Origin of the sequence: Xanthomonas sp. fls2-241-TYG-148 (assembly GCF_030208815.1) — a bacterium.
Taxonomy (GTDB): Bacteria; Pseudomonadota; Gammaproteobacteria; order Xanthomonadales; family Xanthomonadaceae; genus Xanthomonas; species Xanthomonas campestris.
Map to the genome: position 1 here is coordinate 1 of NZ_JARVTE010000025.1, position 16,487 is coordinate 16,487.

At 61.9% G+C, this 16,487-nt stretch carries 11 protein-coding genes, 1 tRNA gene and 1 pseudogene; all 13 read right to left on the reverse strand.

What is annotated here, in order from left to right; translation table 11 throughout:
• Positions 1–102: 102 nt before the first annotated feature.
• Complete coding sequence (gene fusA, locus QRM60_RS20145; protein WP_011036120.1) at positions 103–2,220, reverse strand: elongation factor G; 2,118 nt, start codon at positions 2,218–2,220, stop codon at positions 103–105.
• 137 nt (positions 2,221–2,357) lie between these two features.
• The gene (rpsG, locus tag QRM60_RS20150) at positions 2,358–2,825 is read right to left on the reverse strand and encodes a 30S ribosomal protein S7 (RefSeq protein WP_005993356.1); all 468 of its coding nucleotides are present in this window, start codon (positions 2,823–2,825) and stop codon (positions 2,358–2,360) included.
• A gap of 12 nt (positions 2,826–2,837) precedes the next feature.
• A complete protein-coding gene (gene rpsL / locus QRM60_RS20155) occupies positions 2,838–3,212 on the reverse strand; it encodes a 30S ribosomal protein S12 (protein ID WP_003469157.1) in 375 nt (124 codons plus the stop codon).
• A 223-nt stretch (positions 3,213–3,435) separates the two neighbouring features.
• Positions 3,436–7,653, reverse strand: coding sequence for a DNA-directed RNA polymerase subunit beta' (gene rpoC / locus QRM60_RS20160; RefSeq protein WP_014506817.1), 4,218 nt, complete (start codon positions 7,651–7,653; stop codon positions 3,436–3,438).
• 100 nt (positions 7,654–7,753) lie between these two features.
• Positions 7,754–11,905 (reverse strand): DNA-directed RNA polymerase subunit beta, encoded by a 4,152-nt coding sequence (gene rpoB / locus QRM60_RS20165; protein WP_014506816.1) that lies wholly within the window; start codon positions 11,903–11,905, stop codon positions 7,754–7,756.
• 254 nt (positions 11,906–12,159) lie between these two features.
• Positions 12,160–12,525: a 50S ribosomal protein L7/L12 gene (rplL, locus tag QRM60_RS20170; protein WP_042596284.1), complete on the reverse strand. Its 366-nt coding sequence runs from the start codon at positions 12,523–12,525 to the stop codon at positions 12,160–12,162.
• 54 nt (positions 12,526–12,579) lie between these two features.
• Complete coding sequence (gene rplJ / locus QRM60_RS20175) at positions 12,580–13,113, reverse strand: 50S ribosomal protein L10 (RefSeq protein ID WP_075286113.1); 534 nt, start codon at positions 13,111–13,113, stop codon at positions 12,580–12,582.
• Positions 13,114–13,661: 548 nt separating this feature from the next.
• On the reverse strand, positions 13,662–14,360 hold the full coding sequence (rplA, locus tag QRM60_RS20180; RefSeq protein ID WP_011036115.1) for a 50S ribosomal protein L1: 699 nt from the start codon (positions 14,358–14,360) through the stop codon (positions 13,662–13,664).
• Between the two features lie 3 nt (positions 14,361–14,363).
• Complete coding sequence (gene rplK / locus QRM60_RS20185; RefSeq protein WP_042596291.1) at positions 14,364–14,792, reverse strand: 50S ribosomal protein L11; 429 nt, start codon at positions 14,790–14,792, stop codon at positions 14,364–14,366.
• 197 nt (positions 14,793–14,989) lie between these two features.
• Complete coding sequence (gene nusG / locus QRM60_RS20190) at positions 14,990–15,547, reverse strand: transcription termination/antitermination protein NusG (RefSeq protein ID WP_011036113.1); 558 nt, start codon at positions 15,545–15,547, stop codon at positions 14,990–14,992.
• A 13-nt stretch (positions 15,548–15,560) separates the two neighbouring features.
• Entirely contained in the window at positions 15,561–15,971 is a 411-nt protein-coding gene (gene secE / locus QRM60_RS20195) for a preprotein translocase subunit SecE (RefSeq protein ID WP_014506812.1), read from the reverse strand.
• 49 nt (positions 15,972–16,020) lie between these two features.
• Positions 16,021–16,096: transfer RNA gene (locus QRM60_RS20200), tRNA-Trp, on the reverse strand.
• Positions 16,097–16,200: 104 nt separating this feature from the next.
• A pseudogene (tuf, locus tag QRM60_RS20205) lies at positions 16,201–16,487 on the reverse strand (elongation factor Tu); the annotation flags it as partial.

The following is a 16,487-nucleotide window of genomic DNA, read 5'->3' on the forward strand; positions in this document are numbered from 1 at the left end:
GATCGTGCCGACGTTCACGTGCGGCTTGGTGCGCTCGAATTTAGCTTTTGCCATGACTAACTACCTCTAAATTGGAAAATTTTGTGAAGCGGCTGAGCGAACTCAGCCCTTCTTGGTGACGGCGTCGGCGATGTTGGCCGGTGCCTCTTCGTAGTGGTCGAATTCCATCGAGAACGTCGCTCGACCCTGGCTCATCGAGCGCAGCGAGGTCGCGTAGCCGAACATTTCACCCAGCGGAATCATCGCGTTGATGATCTTGCCTGAAGGACTGTCGTCCTGACCCTGCAACACGCCACGACGACGGCTCACGTCGCCCATCACGTCACCCAGATAATCCTCCGGGCTGACGATTTCGACCTTCATGATCGGCTCCAGCAACACCGGGCTGGCTTTCGCGAAGCCCTGCTTGAACGCCATCGACGCGGCCAGCTTGAACGCCATTTCCGAGGAGTCGACGTCGTGGTACGAGCCGAACACCAGCTTGACCTTCACGCCCACCACCGGGAAGCCGGCGATCGGACCACTGGTGATCGTTTCGCGCAGACCCTTTTCAACCGAGGGGATGAATTCCTTCGGGATGATGCCGCCGGTGATGTCGTTGATGAAGAGGAAATCGTCCTTGACGCTATCGTTCTTGCGATCTTCTTCGGTCATCGGCGACAGCTCGATCACCACGTGACCGTACTGACCCTTACCACCGGACTGCTTGGCGTGCTTGTAGTCGGACTTGACGTCGGACTTGCGGATCGTTTCGCGGTAGGCCACCTGCGGCTTGCCGACGTTGGCCTCGACATTGAACTCGCGACGCATGCGGTCGACGATGATGTCCAGGTGCAACTCGCCCATGCCCGAGATGATGGTCTGGCCGGATTCTTCGTCTGTCTTGACGCGGAACGAGGGATCTTCCTGCGCCAGACGGCCCAGGGCCATGCCCATCTTTTCCTGGTCCGACTTGGTCTTCGGCTCCACCGCCATCGAGATCACCGGCTCCGGGAACACCATGCGCTCCAGGGTGATGATCTTGTCCTGCGCGCACAGGGTGTCACCGGTGGTGACGTCCTTCAGGCCCACAGCCGCGGCGATGTCGCCCGCACGCACTTCCTTGATCTCTTCGCGATTGTTGGAGTGCATCTGCAGGATGCGGCCCACACGCTCCTTCTTCGACTTGACCGGGTTGTAGACCTGGTCGCCGGAGTTCAAGGTGCCCGAGTAGACACGGAAGAACGTCAGCGAACCGACGAACGGGTCGGTCATGATCTTGAACGCCAGTGCCGAGAACGGCGCGGTGTCCGTCGCATCACGGGTGTCTTCCTTCTCGTTCTCGTCGATGCCCTGCACCGGCGGACGATCGGCAGGCGACGGCAGCAGGTGCACGACGCCGTCGAGCATGGCCTGCACGCCCTTGTTCTTGAACGCCGAGCCACAGAACACCGGCACGATCTCAACCTTCAGGGTGCGCTCGCGCAGACCCGACAGGATCTCGTCTTCGCTCAGGTCGCCGTCGTTGAGGTACTTGTCCATCAGGGCTTCACTGGCTTCAGCAGCGGCTTCGACCATGAACGAACGCGCTTCGGTCGCCACATCGACCAGATCGGCCGGAATGTCGCGATATTCGAAGGTGGTGCCCTGCGAAGCGGTATCCCAATGGATCGCCTTCATCTTGAGCAGATCGACAACGCCCTCAAAGCCGTCTTCGGCGCCGATCGGCACCTGCATCGGCACGGCATAAGCACCCAGACGGGCCTTCAGCTGCTCGACGACCTTGTCGAAGTTGGCACCGGTACGGTCCATCTTGTTGACGAAGGCCATGCGCGGCACCGAGTACTTGTTGGCCTGACGCCACACGGTCTCGGACTGCGGCTGCACGCCACCCACGGCGCACAGCACGAACACCGCACCGTCGAGCACGCGCAAGGAACGCTCCACTTCGATGGTGAAGTCGACGTGCCCGGGGGTATCGATGATGTTGAAGCGGTGCTGCGGCATGGACTTGTCCATACCCGTCCAGAACGCGGTGGTCGCAGCGGAGGTGATGGTGATGCCACGCTCCTGCTCCTGCTCCATCCAGTCCATCACTGCAGCGCCGTCATGGACTTCGCCGATCTTGTGACTGACGCCGGTGTAGAACAGGATGCGCTCGGACGTGGTGGTCTTGCCGGCGTCGATGTGCGCCATGATGCCGAAGTTGCGGTAACGCTCGATGGGAGTGGTACGGGCCACGGGGAGCCTCTCAATTTCTTGGATTTCGGATGGCCGAACGCCGCCTTTCGGCGGCCTTCGGATTGGATGCGACGCTTTGCGCGTCGCAAACAGCACTCATATGGTGCTGAAGGGCCCCGTTACCAAGGCCCCCGAGGTCACCAGCGGTAATGTGCGAACGCCTTGTTCGCCTCCGCCATACGGTGAGTCTCTTCGCGCTTCTTGATCGCGCCGCCACGGCTTTCCGAGGCGTCCAACAGTTCTGCAGCCAGCTTGCGCGGCATGGTGTTCTCACCACGCTTGCGCGCGGAATCGATCAACCAGCGCATTGCCAGCGCCATGCGACGGGAGGAGCGCACTTCGACGGGCACCTGATAGGTAGCACCACCGACGCGACGCGATTTGACTTCGACAGCCGGGGCCACGTTGTCCAGTGCTTTCTGCACCAGCTCGACGGCATTCGGATTCTTTTCGCCAATGACGTCCATTGCGCCATAGACAATTTTCTCAGCAACCGACTTCTTGCCACTTTGCATCACCATATTGATGAAGCGGGCAATGGTTTCGCTGCCATGCTTTGGATCAGGCAGGACGGTGCGCTGCGGAGTAGAACCTTTACGGGACATTGGTGTATTTCCTTAGCTCTTCGGGCGCTTGGCGCCGTACTTGGAACGACCTTGACGGCGCTTTGCGACGCCGGCGGCGTCCAGCGAACCACGGACGGTGTGATAACGCACACCGGGAAGATCCTTGACGCGACCACCACGAATCAGGACCACGGAGTGCTCCTGCAGGTTGTGGCCTTCACCACCGATGTAGCTGATGACCTCTTCCTGGTTCGTCAGGCGCACCTTGGCGACCTTACGAAGGGCCGAGTTCGGCTTCTTCGGGGTTGTGGTATAGACGCGTGTGCAAACGCCACGGCGCTGCGGACACTTGTCCAGTGCCGGGGAGGCACTCTTGTAGGTGGTCGCCTGCCGAGGCTTGCGGACCAGCTGATTAATCGTTGCCATCAGTCGATTCTTCTGATTGGAGGCCAAAAAACGGCCTTGCATGAAAACGAAGGCAGGCCGAATAACGGCCCGCCGAGACAGGGAAGTATAGCTGGCAGGACGAAACTCCGTCAACTTCACGGAAATCTAACCCTGCTGGCCCATCCAAAGGCCGGAAAACGGAGAGCCTCCTGCCCTCCTTTTCGCTTGGCTACCGGCGGCCTTGCGGCCGCCGTCGGAGCGCTTACTCCTCGTCCGCACCAGCGTCGGCTACGGTCGCGACCGGTTCAGCCACTGCCGGCTTGCCGGACAGCGTTTCCATTTCCGAGTCGGTCAGACCCGATGCCTTGCGGCGACCGGCGTGATACGCCAGACCGGTACCGGCCGGAATCAGACGACCCACGATGACGTTTTCCTTCAGACCGCGCAGGTTGTCGCGGGTGCCGCGGACGGCAGCCTCGGTCAACACGCGTGTGGTCTCCTGGAACGACGCCGCCGAGATGAACGACTCGGTGGCCAGCGAGGCCTTGGTGATACCCAGCAGCACCGGGTCGTACTTGGCCGGCAGTTCGTTGCGCGTGACCAGGCGTGCATTTTCCTCGATGACGCGCTGGCGCTCGACCTGCTCGCCGTTGAGGAACTTGCTGTTGCCCTGATCGGTGATCTCAACCTTACGCAGCATCTGGCGAGTGATCACCTCGATGTGCTTGTCGTTGATCTTCACGCCTTGCAGGCGGTACACGTCCTGGATTTCCTTGACCAGATACGCGGCCAGCGGCTCGACACCCAGCAGACGCAGGATGTCCTGCGGGCTCGGCTCGCCGTCCACCACGGTTTCGCCCTTGGTCACGTGCTCGCCTTCGAACACGATGATCTGGCGGTACTTGGGAATCAGCTCTTCGTGTTCGCTGCCATCGGTGTCCTTGATGATCAGACGCTGCTTGCCCTTGGTGTCCTTACCGAAGCTGATGATGCCCGAGCGCTCGGCCAGGATCGCAGGATCCTTCGGCTTGCGTGCTTCGAACAGATCGGCCACGCGCGGCAGACCACCGGTGATGTCGCGGGTCTTCGACGCTTCCTGCGGGATCTTCGCCACCACGTCGCCCACGCCGACGGCTGCGCCGTCCTGCAGGTTGACGATCGAGCGCGGCGGCAGCAGGTACTGCGCCGGCAGATCCGTGTTCGGAATGGTCAGATCATTGCCCTTGGCATCGACGATGCGCACGATCGGGCGCAGCTCCTTGGCCTGGGCACCACGACGCTTCGGGTCGGTGATTTCGCGCGACGCCAGACCGGTCAGTTCGTCGGTCTTCTCGATGACGGTGACGCCGTCGACGAAGTCGATGAAGCGAATGAAACCGGCCACTTCCGACACGATCGGGTGGTTATGCGGATCCCAGTTGGCCACGGCCTGACCGGCCTTGACTGCATCACCATCCTTGGCGGTGATGGTGGCACCGTAAGGCAGCTTGTAACGCTCGCGCTCACGGCCATGGCCGTCGAGCACCGACAGTTCGCCCGAACGCGAGACCGCAACCAGTGCGCCGCTGGCATGCGCCACCGACTTGAGGTTGTTGAACTTCACCGAACCGGTGGTCTTGACGGTGATGTTGTCCACCGCAGCCGCACGCGATGCCGCACCACCGATGTGGAACGTACGCATGGTCAGCTGGGTACCCGGCTCACCGATCGACTGCGCGGCGATGACGCCGACCGCTTCGCCGATGTTGACCTGGTGACCACGTGCGAGATCGCGACCGTAGCAGCGTGCGCACACGCCGAACGAGGATTCGCAGCTGATGGTCGAACGCACCTTCACCGACTGCACGCTGGCGTCTTCCAGCTTGGCAACCCAGGCTTCGTCGAGCAGCGTGTTGCGGGTCACGATCGGCTCTTCGTCGTTGCCCGGCAGGTACACGTCCTCGGCCACGACACGGCCCAGCACGCGCTCCTTCAACGGCTCCACCACGTCGCCGCCTTCCACGATCGGGGTCATGATCAACCCTTCGGTGGTGCCGCAATCGACTTCGGTGATCACCACGTCCTGCGCCACGTCGACCAGACGACGGGTCAGGTAACCCGAGTTCGCCGTCTTCAACGCGGTATCGGCCAGACCCTTACGGGCACCGTGGGTGGAGTTGAAGTACTCCTGCACGTTCAGGCCTTCGCGGAAGTTCGCCTTGATGGGCGTCTCGATGATCGAGCCGTCCGGACGCGCCATCAGGCCGCGCATACCGGCCAGCTGACGGATCTGCGCCTGGCTACCACGCGCACCGGAGTCGGCCATGATGTAGAGCGAGTTCATCGACTTCTGGTCGATGGTTTCGCCCTTGGCATTTTCGACCTTCTCGGTACCGATGGTGTCCATCATCGCCTTGGCGATGCGCTCGCTGGTACGCGACCAGATGTCCACGACCTTGTTGTAGCGCTCGCCGGCGGTGACCAGACCGGACTGGTACTGCTCCTGGATTTCCAGCACTTCGGCTTCTGCCTCGGTGAGGATGCCCTTCTTCTCGTCCGGGATCAGCATGTCGTCGATGCCGATCGACACGCCTGCGCGGGTTGCGTAGGCATAGCCGGTGTACATCAGCTTGTCGGCGAACACGACCGTGTCCTTCAAGCCCAGCAGACGGTAGCTGGAGTTGATCAGACGCGAGATGTTCTTCTTGGTCATCTCGGTGTTGGCCAGCTGGAACGGCAGGCCTTCGGGCAGGATTTCGCTCAGCAGCGCACGGCCGACCGTGGTATCCACGATCGAGGTGCCGCTGGTGCGCTTGCCGTCGACGGTGTCGACGTCCACCTGGGTGATGCGGACCTTGACCTTGGCGTGCAGTTCCACCACGCGGTTGTCGTAGGCGCGCTTCACTTCGCTGGTGTTGGCGAACACCATGCCCTCGCCCTTCTTGTTCTCCAGGGCGCGGCTCATGTAGTACAGGCCCAACACGACGTCCTGCGACGGCACGATGATCGGCTCGCCGTTGGCCGGCGACAGGATGTTGTTGGTGGACATCATCAGCGCACGCGCTTCCAGCTGGGCTTCCAGCGAGAGCGGCACGTGGACGGCCATCTGGTCACCGTCGAAGTCGGCGTTGAACGCGGTGCAGACCAGCGGATGCAGCTGGATGGCCTTGCCTTCGATCAACACCGGCTCGAACGCCTGGATGCCCAGACGGTGCAGGGTCGGCGCACGGTTCAGCAGCACCGGATGCTCGCGGATCACCTCTTCCAGGATGTCCCAGACTTCGGCTTCTTCGCGCTCGACCAGCTTCTTGGCGGCCTTGATGGTGGTAGCCAGGCCGCGACGCTGCAGCTTGGCGAACACGAACGGCTTGAACAGCTCCAGCGCCATCTTCTTCGGCAGGCCGCACTGGTGCAGCTTGAGGTACGGACCGACGGTGATGACCGAACGGCCGGAGTAGTCCACGCGCTTGCCGAGCAGGTTCTGACGAAACCGGCCCTGCTTGCCCTTGATCATGTCGGCCAGCGACTTCAGCGGACGCTTGTTGGTGCCGGTGATGGCACGACCACGACGGCCGTTGTCCAGCAGCGCATCCACCGATTCCTGCAGCATGCGCTTTTCGTTGCGCACGATGATGTCCGGAGCGTTGAGCTCCAGCAGGCGGCGCAGACGGTTGTTGCGGTTGATCACGCGGCGGTACAGATCGTTCAGATCCGAGGTCGCGAAGCGGCCACCATCCAGCGGCACCAGCGGACGCAGGTCCGGCGGCAGCACGGGAAGCACGGTCATGACCATCCACTCCGGACGGTTACCCGATTCCAGGAAGGCTTCGATCAGCTTGATGCGCTTGGTGAGGCGCTTGAGCTTGGTTTCCGAACCGGTGCTGGCGATTTCTTCGCGCAGACGGGTCATTTCCGACTGCAGGTCGATCGTGCGCAGCAGCTCGTACACGGCCTCGGCGCCCATGGCGGCGTCGAAGTCGTCGTTGTACTCCTGGCGTGCGGTCAGGTACTGCTCTTCGGTCAGCAGCTGGCGGCGCTCGAGCGGGGTCAGGCCCGGCTCGGTGACGACATAGGCCTCGAAGTACAGCACGCGCTCGATGTCACGCAGGGTCATGTCCAGCATCAGGCCGATGCGCGACGGCAGCGACTTGAGGAACCAGATGTGCGCGACCGGCGAGGCCAGGTCGATGTGACCCATGCGCTCGCGACGCACCTTGGCCAGGGTGACTTCGGTGCCGCACTTTTCGCAGACCACGCCACGGTGCTTCATGCGCTTGTACTTGCCGCACAAGCACTCGTAGTCCTTGATCGGTCCGAAGATGGCGGCGCAGAACAGGCCGTCACGCTCGGGCTTGAAGGTCCGGTAGTTGATGGTTTCGGGCTTCTTCACTTCGCCGTAGGACCACGAACGAATCAGGTCCGGCGACGCCAGCGCGATCTTGATCGCGTCGAAATCCAGCGTCTGGCGCTGCTGATTGAAGAGATTGAGCAGGTCTTTCATTTGATATCTCCGGGTCGGAGGAATTTCGTATCTGAGATGAAACAGGCGGTCATGCGGGAGGACACCGGGCGCCGCGTGGCGGCACCCGGGCCCTGTCCGATCACTCTTCCAGTTCCATGTTGATCGCCAGCGAGCGGATTTCCTTCACCAACACGTTGAAGGATTCCGGCATGCCCGCGACCATCTCGTGCTCACCATCGACGATGTTCTTGTACATCTGGTTGCGGCCCTGCACGTCGTCGGACTTCACCGTCAGCATTTCCTGCAGGGTGTAGGCCGCGCCGTAGGCTTCCAGCGCCCAGACTTCCATTTCACCGAAGCGCTGACCACCGAACTGCGCCTTGCCGCCCAGCGGCTGCTGGGTAACGAGCGAGTACGGGCCGGTCGAGCGGGCATGCATCTTGTCGTCGACCAAGTGGTTCAACTTCAGGTAATGCATGTAGCCAACCGTGGTCTTGCGATCAAACGCTTCGCCGGTGCGACCGTCGTACAGCTGGGTCTGACCGCTCTGCGGCAGCTCGGCCAGTTCCAGCATGCGCTTGATTTCCGCTTCGCTGGCACCATCGAACACCGGGGTGGCCATCGGCACGCCATCGATCAGGTTCTTGCCCAGGTTGAGCAATTCCTCATCGCTGAACTGCGACAGGTCCACGCGCTCGGCATTGATCGCGCTGTCGTGGTTGTAGATGTCATCAAGGAACTTGCGCAGCTCGCTGACCGCGGTCTGGGCTTCCAGCATGCGCTGGATCTTGCGACCCAGGCCCTTGGCTGCCCAGCCCAGATGCACTTCCAGGATCTGGCCGATGTTCATACGCGACGGCACGCCCAGCGGGTTCAGCACGATGTCGACCGGCTCGCCGGTGGCCATGTACGGCATATCCTCGACAGGCACGACGTTGGAGACCACACCCTTGTTGCCGTGGCGGCCTGCCATCTTGTCGCCCGGCTGGATGCGGCGCTTCACTGCCAGGAACACCTTGACCATCTTCAGCACGCCCGGTGCGAGGTCATCGCCCTGGGTGATCTTGCCGCGCTTGTCGGCGAAGCGTGCTTCGAATTCCTTCTCGTGCGCCTGGATCTGCTTCTGCGCGCGTTCGATCGCATCGGCTGCGTCGTCGTCCTTCATGCGCAGCTGGAACCAGTCGGACTTCTTCAGACCGTCCAGGTACGCGTCGGTGACGTTGTCGCCCTTCTTCAGGTTCGGACCGCCATTGGCGACCTTGCCCACGATCTGGGACCTCAACCGTGCGTAGATGGCCGCTTCAAGGATGCGGAACTGGTCGTCGAAGTCCTTCTTGACGCGCTTGATCTCGGATTCCTCGATCTGGCGCGCACGCTTGTCCTTCTCGATGCCGTCGCGGGTGAAGACCTGCACGTCGATGACGGTGCCGTCCATGCCCGGGGGCACGCGCAGCGAGCTGTCCTTCACGTCGGACGCCTTCTCACCGAAGATCGCACGCAGCAGCTTTTCTTCCGGGGTCAGCTGGCTCTCGCCCTTCGGCGTGACCTTGCCGACCATGATGTCGCCGGCGCGCACTTCTGCACCGATGTACACCACGCCGCTTTCGTCCAGACGGTTCAAAGCCTGCTCGGACACGTTCGGGATGTCGGCGGAAATTTCCTCCGGCCCCAGCTTGGTGTCACGCGCAACGCAGGTCAGTTCTTCGATGTGGATCGTGGTGTAACGATCCTCTTCCACCACGCGCTCGGAAAGCAGGATGGAGTCTTCGAAGTTGTAGCCGTTCCAGGGCATGAAGGCGATCAGCATGTTCTGACCCAGCGCCAGTTCACCGATGTCGGTGGACGGGCCGTCGGCCAGCACGTCGCCGCGCGCGATCACGTCACCCACGTTCACCAGCGGACGCTGGTTGATGCAGGTGTTCTGGTTGGAGCGGGTGTACTTGATCAGGTTGTAGATATCCACGCCGGCATCGGTGCCGCCGCCAATTTCTGCCTCGTTGACCTTGACCACGATGCGTGCGGCGTCGATCTGTTCGATCACACCACCACGGCGGGCATTCACGGTCACGCCCGAGTCGCGCGCAACCGCACGCTCGATACCGGTACCCACCAACGGCTTCTGCGAACGCAGGGTCGGCACGGCCTGGCGCTGCATGTTGGCGCCCATCAGTGCGCGGTTCGCGTCATCGTGTTCCAGGAACGGCACCAACGCCGCGGCGACCGACACGGTCTGCATCGGCGAGACGTCCATGAAGTGCACTTCAGCCGGCGGCTTGAGCAGCGACTCGCCCTGGAACCGGCACGGCACGAACTGCTCGGTGAGCATGTTCTTGGCGTCGGTCAGCGCATTCGCCTGCGCGATCACGTACTCGTTTTCCTCGATCGCCGACAGATACTCGACGTCGTCGGAGACCTTGCCGTCCAGCACCTTACGGTACGGCGTCTCAAGGAAGCCGTACTGGTTGGTGCGGGCGAACACGGCCAGCGAGTTGATCAGGCCGATGTTCGGGCCTTCCGGTGTTTCGATGGTGCAGACGCGGCCGTAATGGGTCGGATGCACGTCGCGCACTTCGAAGCCGGCGCGCTCGCGGGTCAGACCGCCCGGGCCCAGTGCGGAGACGCGACGCTTGTGCGTCACTTCCGACAGCGGGTTGTTCTGGTCCATGAACTGCGACAGCTGCGAGGAGCCGAAGAACTCCTTGATCGCAGCAGCCACTGGCTTGGCGTTGATCAGTTCCTGCGGGGTCAGACCTTCGGATTCGGCCATCGACAGACGCTCCTTGACCGCGCGCTCGACGCGGACCAGGCCCACGCGGAACACGTTCTCAGCCATTTCGCCGACCGAACGCACGCGACGGTTGCCCAGGTGATCGATGTCATCGACCACGCCGCGACCGTTGCGGATCTCGGTCAGCACCTTGATCACTTCCAGGATGTCGGAGGTGTCGGCGTGCTCGGCGACCAGACGCTTGGATTCTTCGTCGTTACGCTCGGCAAAGTACTTCTTGTCGTACAGCACCGACTCGCCCAGCACTTCCTTGCGGCCGACACGACGGTTGAACTTCATCCGGCCGACCGTGGACAGGTCATAGCGCTCGAAGGTGAAGAACAGGTTGTGGAACAGGTTCTGCGCGGCTTCCTTGGTCGGCGGCTCGCCCGGACGCATCATGCGGTAGATCTCGACCAGCGCTTCCAGCTGCGTCTTGGTCGGGTCGATACGCAAGGTGTTGGACAGGTACGGGCCACGATCCAGGTCGTTCACCCACAGGGTGCCCACGGCATCGACGCCGGCCTTGCGGAACGCAGCCAGCTGGTCTTCGCTGATTTCGTCGTTGGCATTGGCCAGCAACTCGCCGGTCGAGCCATCGACCACGTCGTGCGACAGAATGCGGCCGACCAGGTAGTCGTCCGGCACGGCCAGCGCGGCAACGCCGGCGGCTTCCAGCTGCTTGACGTGACGCGCGGTGATGCGCTTGCCGGCTTCCACGATGACCTTGTCGCCATCGGCCAGGTCGAAGTTCAGCGTTTCGCCACGCAGACGCTCTGGCACCAGCTCCAGCTGCACGCCTTCATCGGGGTTGATGTGGAACGTGTTGATCTCGAAGAACTCGGCCAACATCTCTTCGTTGTTGTAGCCAAGCGCGCGCAGCAGGATCGAGACCGGCAGCTTGCGGCGACGGTCGATACGGGTGAACAGCGCATCCTTCGGGTCGAACTCGAAGTCCAGCCAGGAACCGCGGTACGGAATGATGCGGGCGCTGTACAGCAGCTTGCCCGAGCTGTGGGTCTTGCCACGGTCGTGGTCGAAGAACACACCCGGCGAACGGTGCAGCTGCGAGACGATCACGCGCTCGGTACCGTTGACGATGAAGGTGCCGTTTTCGGTCATCAGCGGAATTTCGCCGAGATAGACCTCCTGCTCCTTCACGTACTTGATCGCCTTGGTCGACGACTCGCGGTCGTAGATCACCAGGCGCACGGTCACGCGCAGCGGCGCGCCATAGCTCATGCCGCGCTGACGGCATTCACGCTCGTCAAACACGGGCTCGCCCAACTTGTAACCAACGTATTCCAGCGCGGCGTTGCCGCTGTAACTGGAAATCGGGAACACCGACTTCAGAGCCGCGTGCAGACCGAGGTCCTTGCGCTTGTTGGGCTCCACGTCTTCCTGCAGGAATTCGCGGTAGGAATCCACCTGGATGGCAAGCAGGAACGGCACTTCGAGAATCGAGCGCTGCTTGCCGAAGTCCTTGCGGATACGCTTCTTTTCGGTGAACGAATAAGACGTCATGAGGTCTTCCACCCTGGGCTGCGGGGGCCGCGTTGCGGCGGCCCTGAAATAACAAAAGTTGTCAGTTGGAAGTCGCTGGTATTGCCGGCACCAGCACGCCTTCTCCTGCTACTTCCAACTACCAACTCCTTGAGACTGCGAGTTGGATTTGGCCATCCGAAAATGACACCTCTCCGGAACGGCCAAAGGCCGGGGGCTTTACGCCCCCAGCCTTCAGTGCATCACCATGAAACGCGGGCGATGCAAGATGCCGCTTACTTGACTTCGACGGTCGCGCCGGCTTCGGTCAGTTCCTTCTTGATCTTCTCGGCTTCGTCCTTGGTGGCGCCTTCCTTCAGGATGCCGCCAGCTTCGGTCAGATCCTTGGCTTCCTTCAGACCCAGGCCGGTCACGGCACGGACGGCCTTAATGACGCCAACCTTGTTGGCACCGCAGCTGACCAGCACCACGTTGAATTCGGTCTGCTCTTCGACCACGGCAGCCGGGCCGGCAGCTGCTGCTGCGACCGGGGCGGCGGCGGAGACGCCGAACTTTTCTTCGATGGCCTTGACCAGCTCCATCACTTCCATCAGGGACTTCTCGGCGATGGCGTCGACGATCTGTTCGTTGGTAAGGGACATTGTGATTACCTTTAAATGATTTTCTGGATTGGGGTTCTAGCGAACGCTAGGACATCAAGCTTCGGCAGTCTCGGCGACCGGCGCGGCGGCTTCGTCGCCACCACCCTGCTTGTCGCCAACGGCCTTGACGGCACGGGCGAACATAGCAGCCGGTTCGGACAGCACGCGGGCCAACATGGCCAGAGCCTGGTCGCGGGTCGGCAGCGATGCCAACACGTCCACATGACTGGCCGGGAACAGTTCCCCGCCGATGGACACGACCTTGGCCTGCAACTTGTCGTTGCCCTTGGCAAATTCCTTGATCAGGCGACCGGCAGCGCCGGGCTCCTCCATCGAAAACGCATACAGCAAAGGACCGACCAGCTTGTCAGCAGCGACAGCGAAATCAGTACCTTCAACGGCGCGCACGGCCAGGGTGTTCTTGACAACTTTCAAGAACACGCCGGTTTCGCGAGCCTGCTTGCGCATCGCGGTCATCTGAGAGACCGTGATGCCAGCGTATTCGGCGGCGATCAAGGAGTGGGCCTTGGCGGCGATGTCTGCCAGCTCGGCGACTACTTCTTGCTTCTGAGACAGATTGAGAGCCATTGCACTCCTCCGTTAAAGCCGGGATTGGTGATTGGTGACTGGTGATTCGTCGAAAGCCATGAAGCAGCTCCTGCAAATCCCCAATACCGAATCCCTCATCCCCGCTTCAAACTACTCCGCTCGCGGCTCCTGCCGGTTGCGGTCCAGGGCAGCCTCCTTCCTGGAAGCCGGGAACATCGACCGATGTTCCTTTGGTGGCCGTTCTAGACCTGGAGTGGGCTCGATCCGGGTTGCCCCAGAAGCGCGTTAACCAGAAAACTCCAGAAGGGCGACACCATCTACGCCGGCCGGCTCTGACGAACCAATCAAGCGATCCCGCTGTCTCGACGGCGACTCCATGCCAGTGCGAGCATCCGTGCCCGTCGTCGATCTGCGCTGACCGCGCCTGCGGTCTTTGACGGCTACCGCCGGCAGTACCGGCGATCGCCTTCAAAATGTCCGTTTCCCCAAAGGAGGGAACGGACTCCCAGCACACGGTGACCCGGGCCGGAAAAACAATGCATTACTACAACACCACGTCAGGCGTGTGACACGCCCGACGCACTGCATTACTTCAGCGACAGGCTCGACTGATCCACGGTCACGCCGGGACCCATGGTCGAGCTGACCGACACCTTCTGCAGGTAGGTACCCTTGGAGGTGGCCGGCTTGGCCTTGACCAGATCCAGCAGCAGCGCCTGCAGATTCGACTTCAGCGCTTCGTCGTCGAAGCTGGCCTTGCCGATGGTGCAGTGGATGATGCCGGCCTTGTCGGTGCGGTAGCGCACCTGACCCGACTTGGCGTTCTTGACCGCTTCACCCGGGTTCGGGGAAACCGTACCGACCTTCGGGTTCGGCATCAGGCCGCGCGGACCCAGCAGGGTGCCGAGCTTACCGACGACGCGCATGGCGTCCGGGGTCGCGATGACCACGTCGTAGTTCAGATCGCCGGCCTGCATCTTCTCGGCCAGGTCGTCCATACCCACGGCTTCGGCGCCTGCAGCCAGGGCTTCGTCAGCCTTGGCGCCAGCCGGTGCGAACACTGCAACGCGCACGCTCTTGCCGGTACCGGCCGGCAGCACGGTGGAACCGCGCACCTGCTGGTCGGACTTCTTGGCGTCCACGCCCAGGCGCACAGCGACGTCGATGGACTCGACGAACTTGGCCTTGGTGGAGGTCTTCAGGATCTTGATTGCGTCTTCGAAGGCATAGGTCTTGCCCGGAACGACAGCGGCCGCAATGGCCTTCACGCGCTTGCTCTGTGCCATGTCTTAGCCCTCCACCGTCAAACCCATGCTGCGGGCAGAGCCCGCAATCGTACGCACTGCCGCTTCCAGCTCGGCCGCCGTGAGATCGGCTTCCTTGACCTTGGCGATCTCTTCCAGCTGCTTACGCGTCACCTTGCCCACCTTGTCGGTGTTCGGGCGCTTGGACCCGGAGGTCACGCCGGCAGCCTTCTTGAGCAGCACGCTGGCCGGGGTGCTCTTGGTGATGAAGGTGAAGGTACGGTCCGAGTACGCGGTGATGATCACCGGCGTCGGCAGGCCCGGCTCCAGCTTGGAGGTCGCGGCATTGAACGCCTTGCAGAACTCCATGATGTTCAGACCGCGCTGACCCAGTGCAGGACCGACCGGCGGCGCAGGATTGGCCTGTCCGGCCTTGACCTGCAACTTGATGAAAGCAACTACTTTCTTAGCCATTTCAATACTCTCCGGGTGCTAGCGCCTGAACAACAGGCTCCCCATCGGACCGGGAGAATCACGCGTCCCGGCTTCGCGTTTTGACAATGCGCAGATGGCCGCCGTACGGCAGCCATTGTTTCCCGGCGGTCGCCAGGTGAGCGAGCCGCGCACTATAGCAGCAATTGGCAAGGGTGCCTAGCAGGCACCCGCCAGGGTCAGCCCTTCTCGACCTGGCCGAACTCGAGCTCGACCGGCGTGGAGCGACCGAAGATCAGCACCGCGACACGCAGCCTGCTCTTCTCGTAATTGACCTCTTCCACCACGCCGTTGAAGTCGTTGAACGGGCCGTCGGTGACACGCACCATCTGGCCAGGCTCGAACAACACCTTCGGACGCGGCTTTTCGACGCCGTCCTGCACACGCTGCAGGATCGCATCGGCTTCTTCATCGCGAATCGGCAACGGACGATCGGCGGTGCCGCCGATGAACCCCATCACCTTCGGGGTTTCTTTCACCAGATGCCAGCTTTCGTTATCGATGCGCGGAATACCGGCCTCGTCATGCGTCTCGATCTGCACCAGCACGTAGCCGGGGAAGAACTTGCGCTCGGAGCGGCGCTTCTGCCCGGCGCGCATCTCGATGACCTCTTCGGTCGGCACCAGCACGTCGCCGAAACGCTCTTCCATTTCGGTGCGGGCGATGCGGTCGCGCAGAGCCTGCGCAACGGACTTTTCGAAGCCTGAATAGGCGTGAACGACATACCAACGCTTCACTGCTTGATTCTCCTCAACGAGCCAGGAACCACTGCGTGAGCTTCTGGATGACAAAGTCGAAGCCGCCCAACAGCAAACTCAGAATGATCACAACAACAATAACGACCCAAGTGGTGCGAATGGCTTCCTGGCGTGTTGGCCAGACCACCTTGCGCAGCTCGAACCTGGATTCGGACATAAATTCGCGGGTTTCCCGGCCCTTGCCGGTTCCCAGAAACACAAATGCGCCGGCCACCAAGCCCACGATTACAGCCAGGGCACGCAACTGCGGGGTCCAGGCTCCAAATTGGGTGGCACGCTCCGGCGTTGAAAACCAGAACCACACAAACAACCCCGCAACCACCAGGATCGCGGAGATGACGTATTTGACAATATCAGCGCTAGCGGACGACGCGCTCTTGGACGGCTCGATTTTGCTATTCATCCGGCTCTAGTTACCGATCTGACCCGAATCGCTGGGCCGGAAAGAGGAGTGGCACGCCAGGAGGGACTCGAACCCCCAACCTGCGGTTTTGGAGACCGCTGCTCTGCCAATTGAGCTACTGGCGTATGTACTCGTTACCGCACACCCTGAGACAACGAAGGCGGACCGAGGTTCAGCCGGCCCGCCATTCGTATGAACCCGGCGACCGAAGTCACCGGATTGCAGGCACTTACTTAACGATCTTGGCAACCACGCCGGCGCCGACGGTGCGGCCACCTTCACGGATTGCGAAGCGCAGACCTTCGTCCATCGCGACCGGGTTAATCAGGGTCACGACCATCTTCACGTTGTCGCCCGGCATCACCATTTCCACGCCTTCCGGCAGCTGGCATGCGCCAGTGATGTCGGTGGTGCGGAAGTAGAACTGCGGACGGTAGCCCTTGAAGAACGGGGTGTGACGACCGCCCTCGTCCTTCGACAGCACGTAGACTTCGGCTTCGAACTCGGTGTGCGGCT

Bases quoted from the DNA above. Each gene is read 5' to 3' on its own strand.
- rpsG (WP_005993356.1), bottom strand. From the start codon at position 2,825: ATGTCCCGTAAAGGTTCTACTCCGCAGCGCACCGTCCTGCCTGATCCA.
- rpsL (WP_003469157.1), bottom strand. From the start codon at position 3,212: ATGGCAACGATTAATCAGCTGGTCCGCAAGCCTCGGCAGGCGACCACC.
- rpoC (WP_014506817.1), bottom strand. From the start codon at position 7,653: ATGAAAGACCTGCTCAATCTCTTCAATCAGCAGCGCCAGACGCTGGAT.
- rpoB (WP_014506816.1), bottom strand. From the start codon at position 11,905: ATGACGTCTTATTCGTTCACCGAAAAGAAGCGTATCCGCAAGGACTTC.
- rplL (WP_042596284.1), bottom strand. From the start codon at position 12,525: ATGTCCCTTACCAACGAACAGATCGTCGACGCCATCGCCGAGAAGTCC.
- rplJ (WP_075286113.1), bottom strand. From the start codon at position 13,113: ATGGCTCTCAATCTGTCTCAGAAGCAAGAAGTAGTCGCCGAGCTGGCA.
- rplA (WP_011036115.1), bottom strand. From the start codon at position 14,360: ATGGCACAGAGCAAGCGCGTGAAGGCCATTGCGGCCGCTGTCGTTCCG.
- rplK (WP_042596291.1), bottom strand. From the start codon at position 14,792: ATGGCTAAGAAAGTAGTTGCTTTCATCAAGTTGCAGGTCAAGGCCGGA.
- secE (WP_014506812.1), bottom strand. From the start codon at position 15,971: ATGAATAGCAAAATCGAGCCGTCCAAGAGCGCGTCGTCCGCTAGCGCT.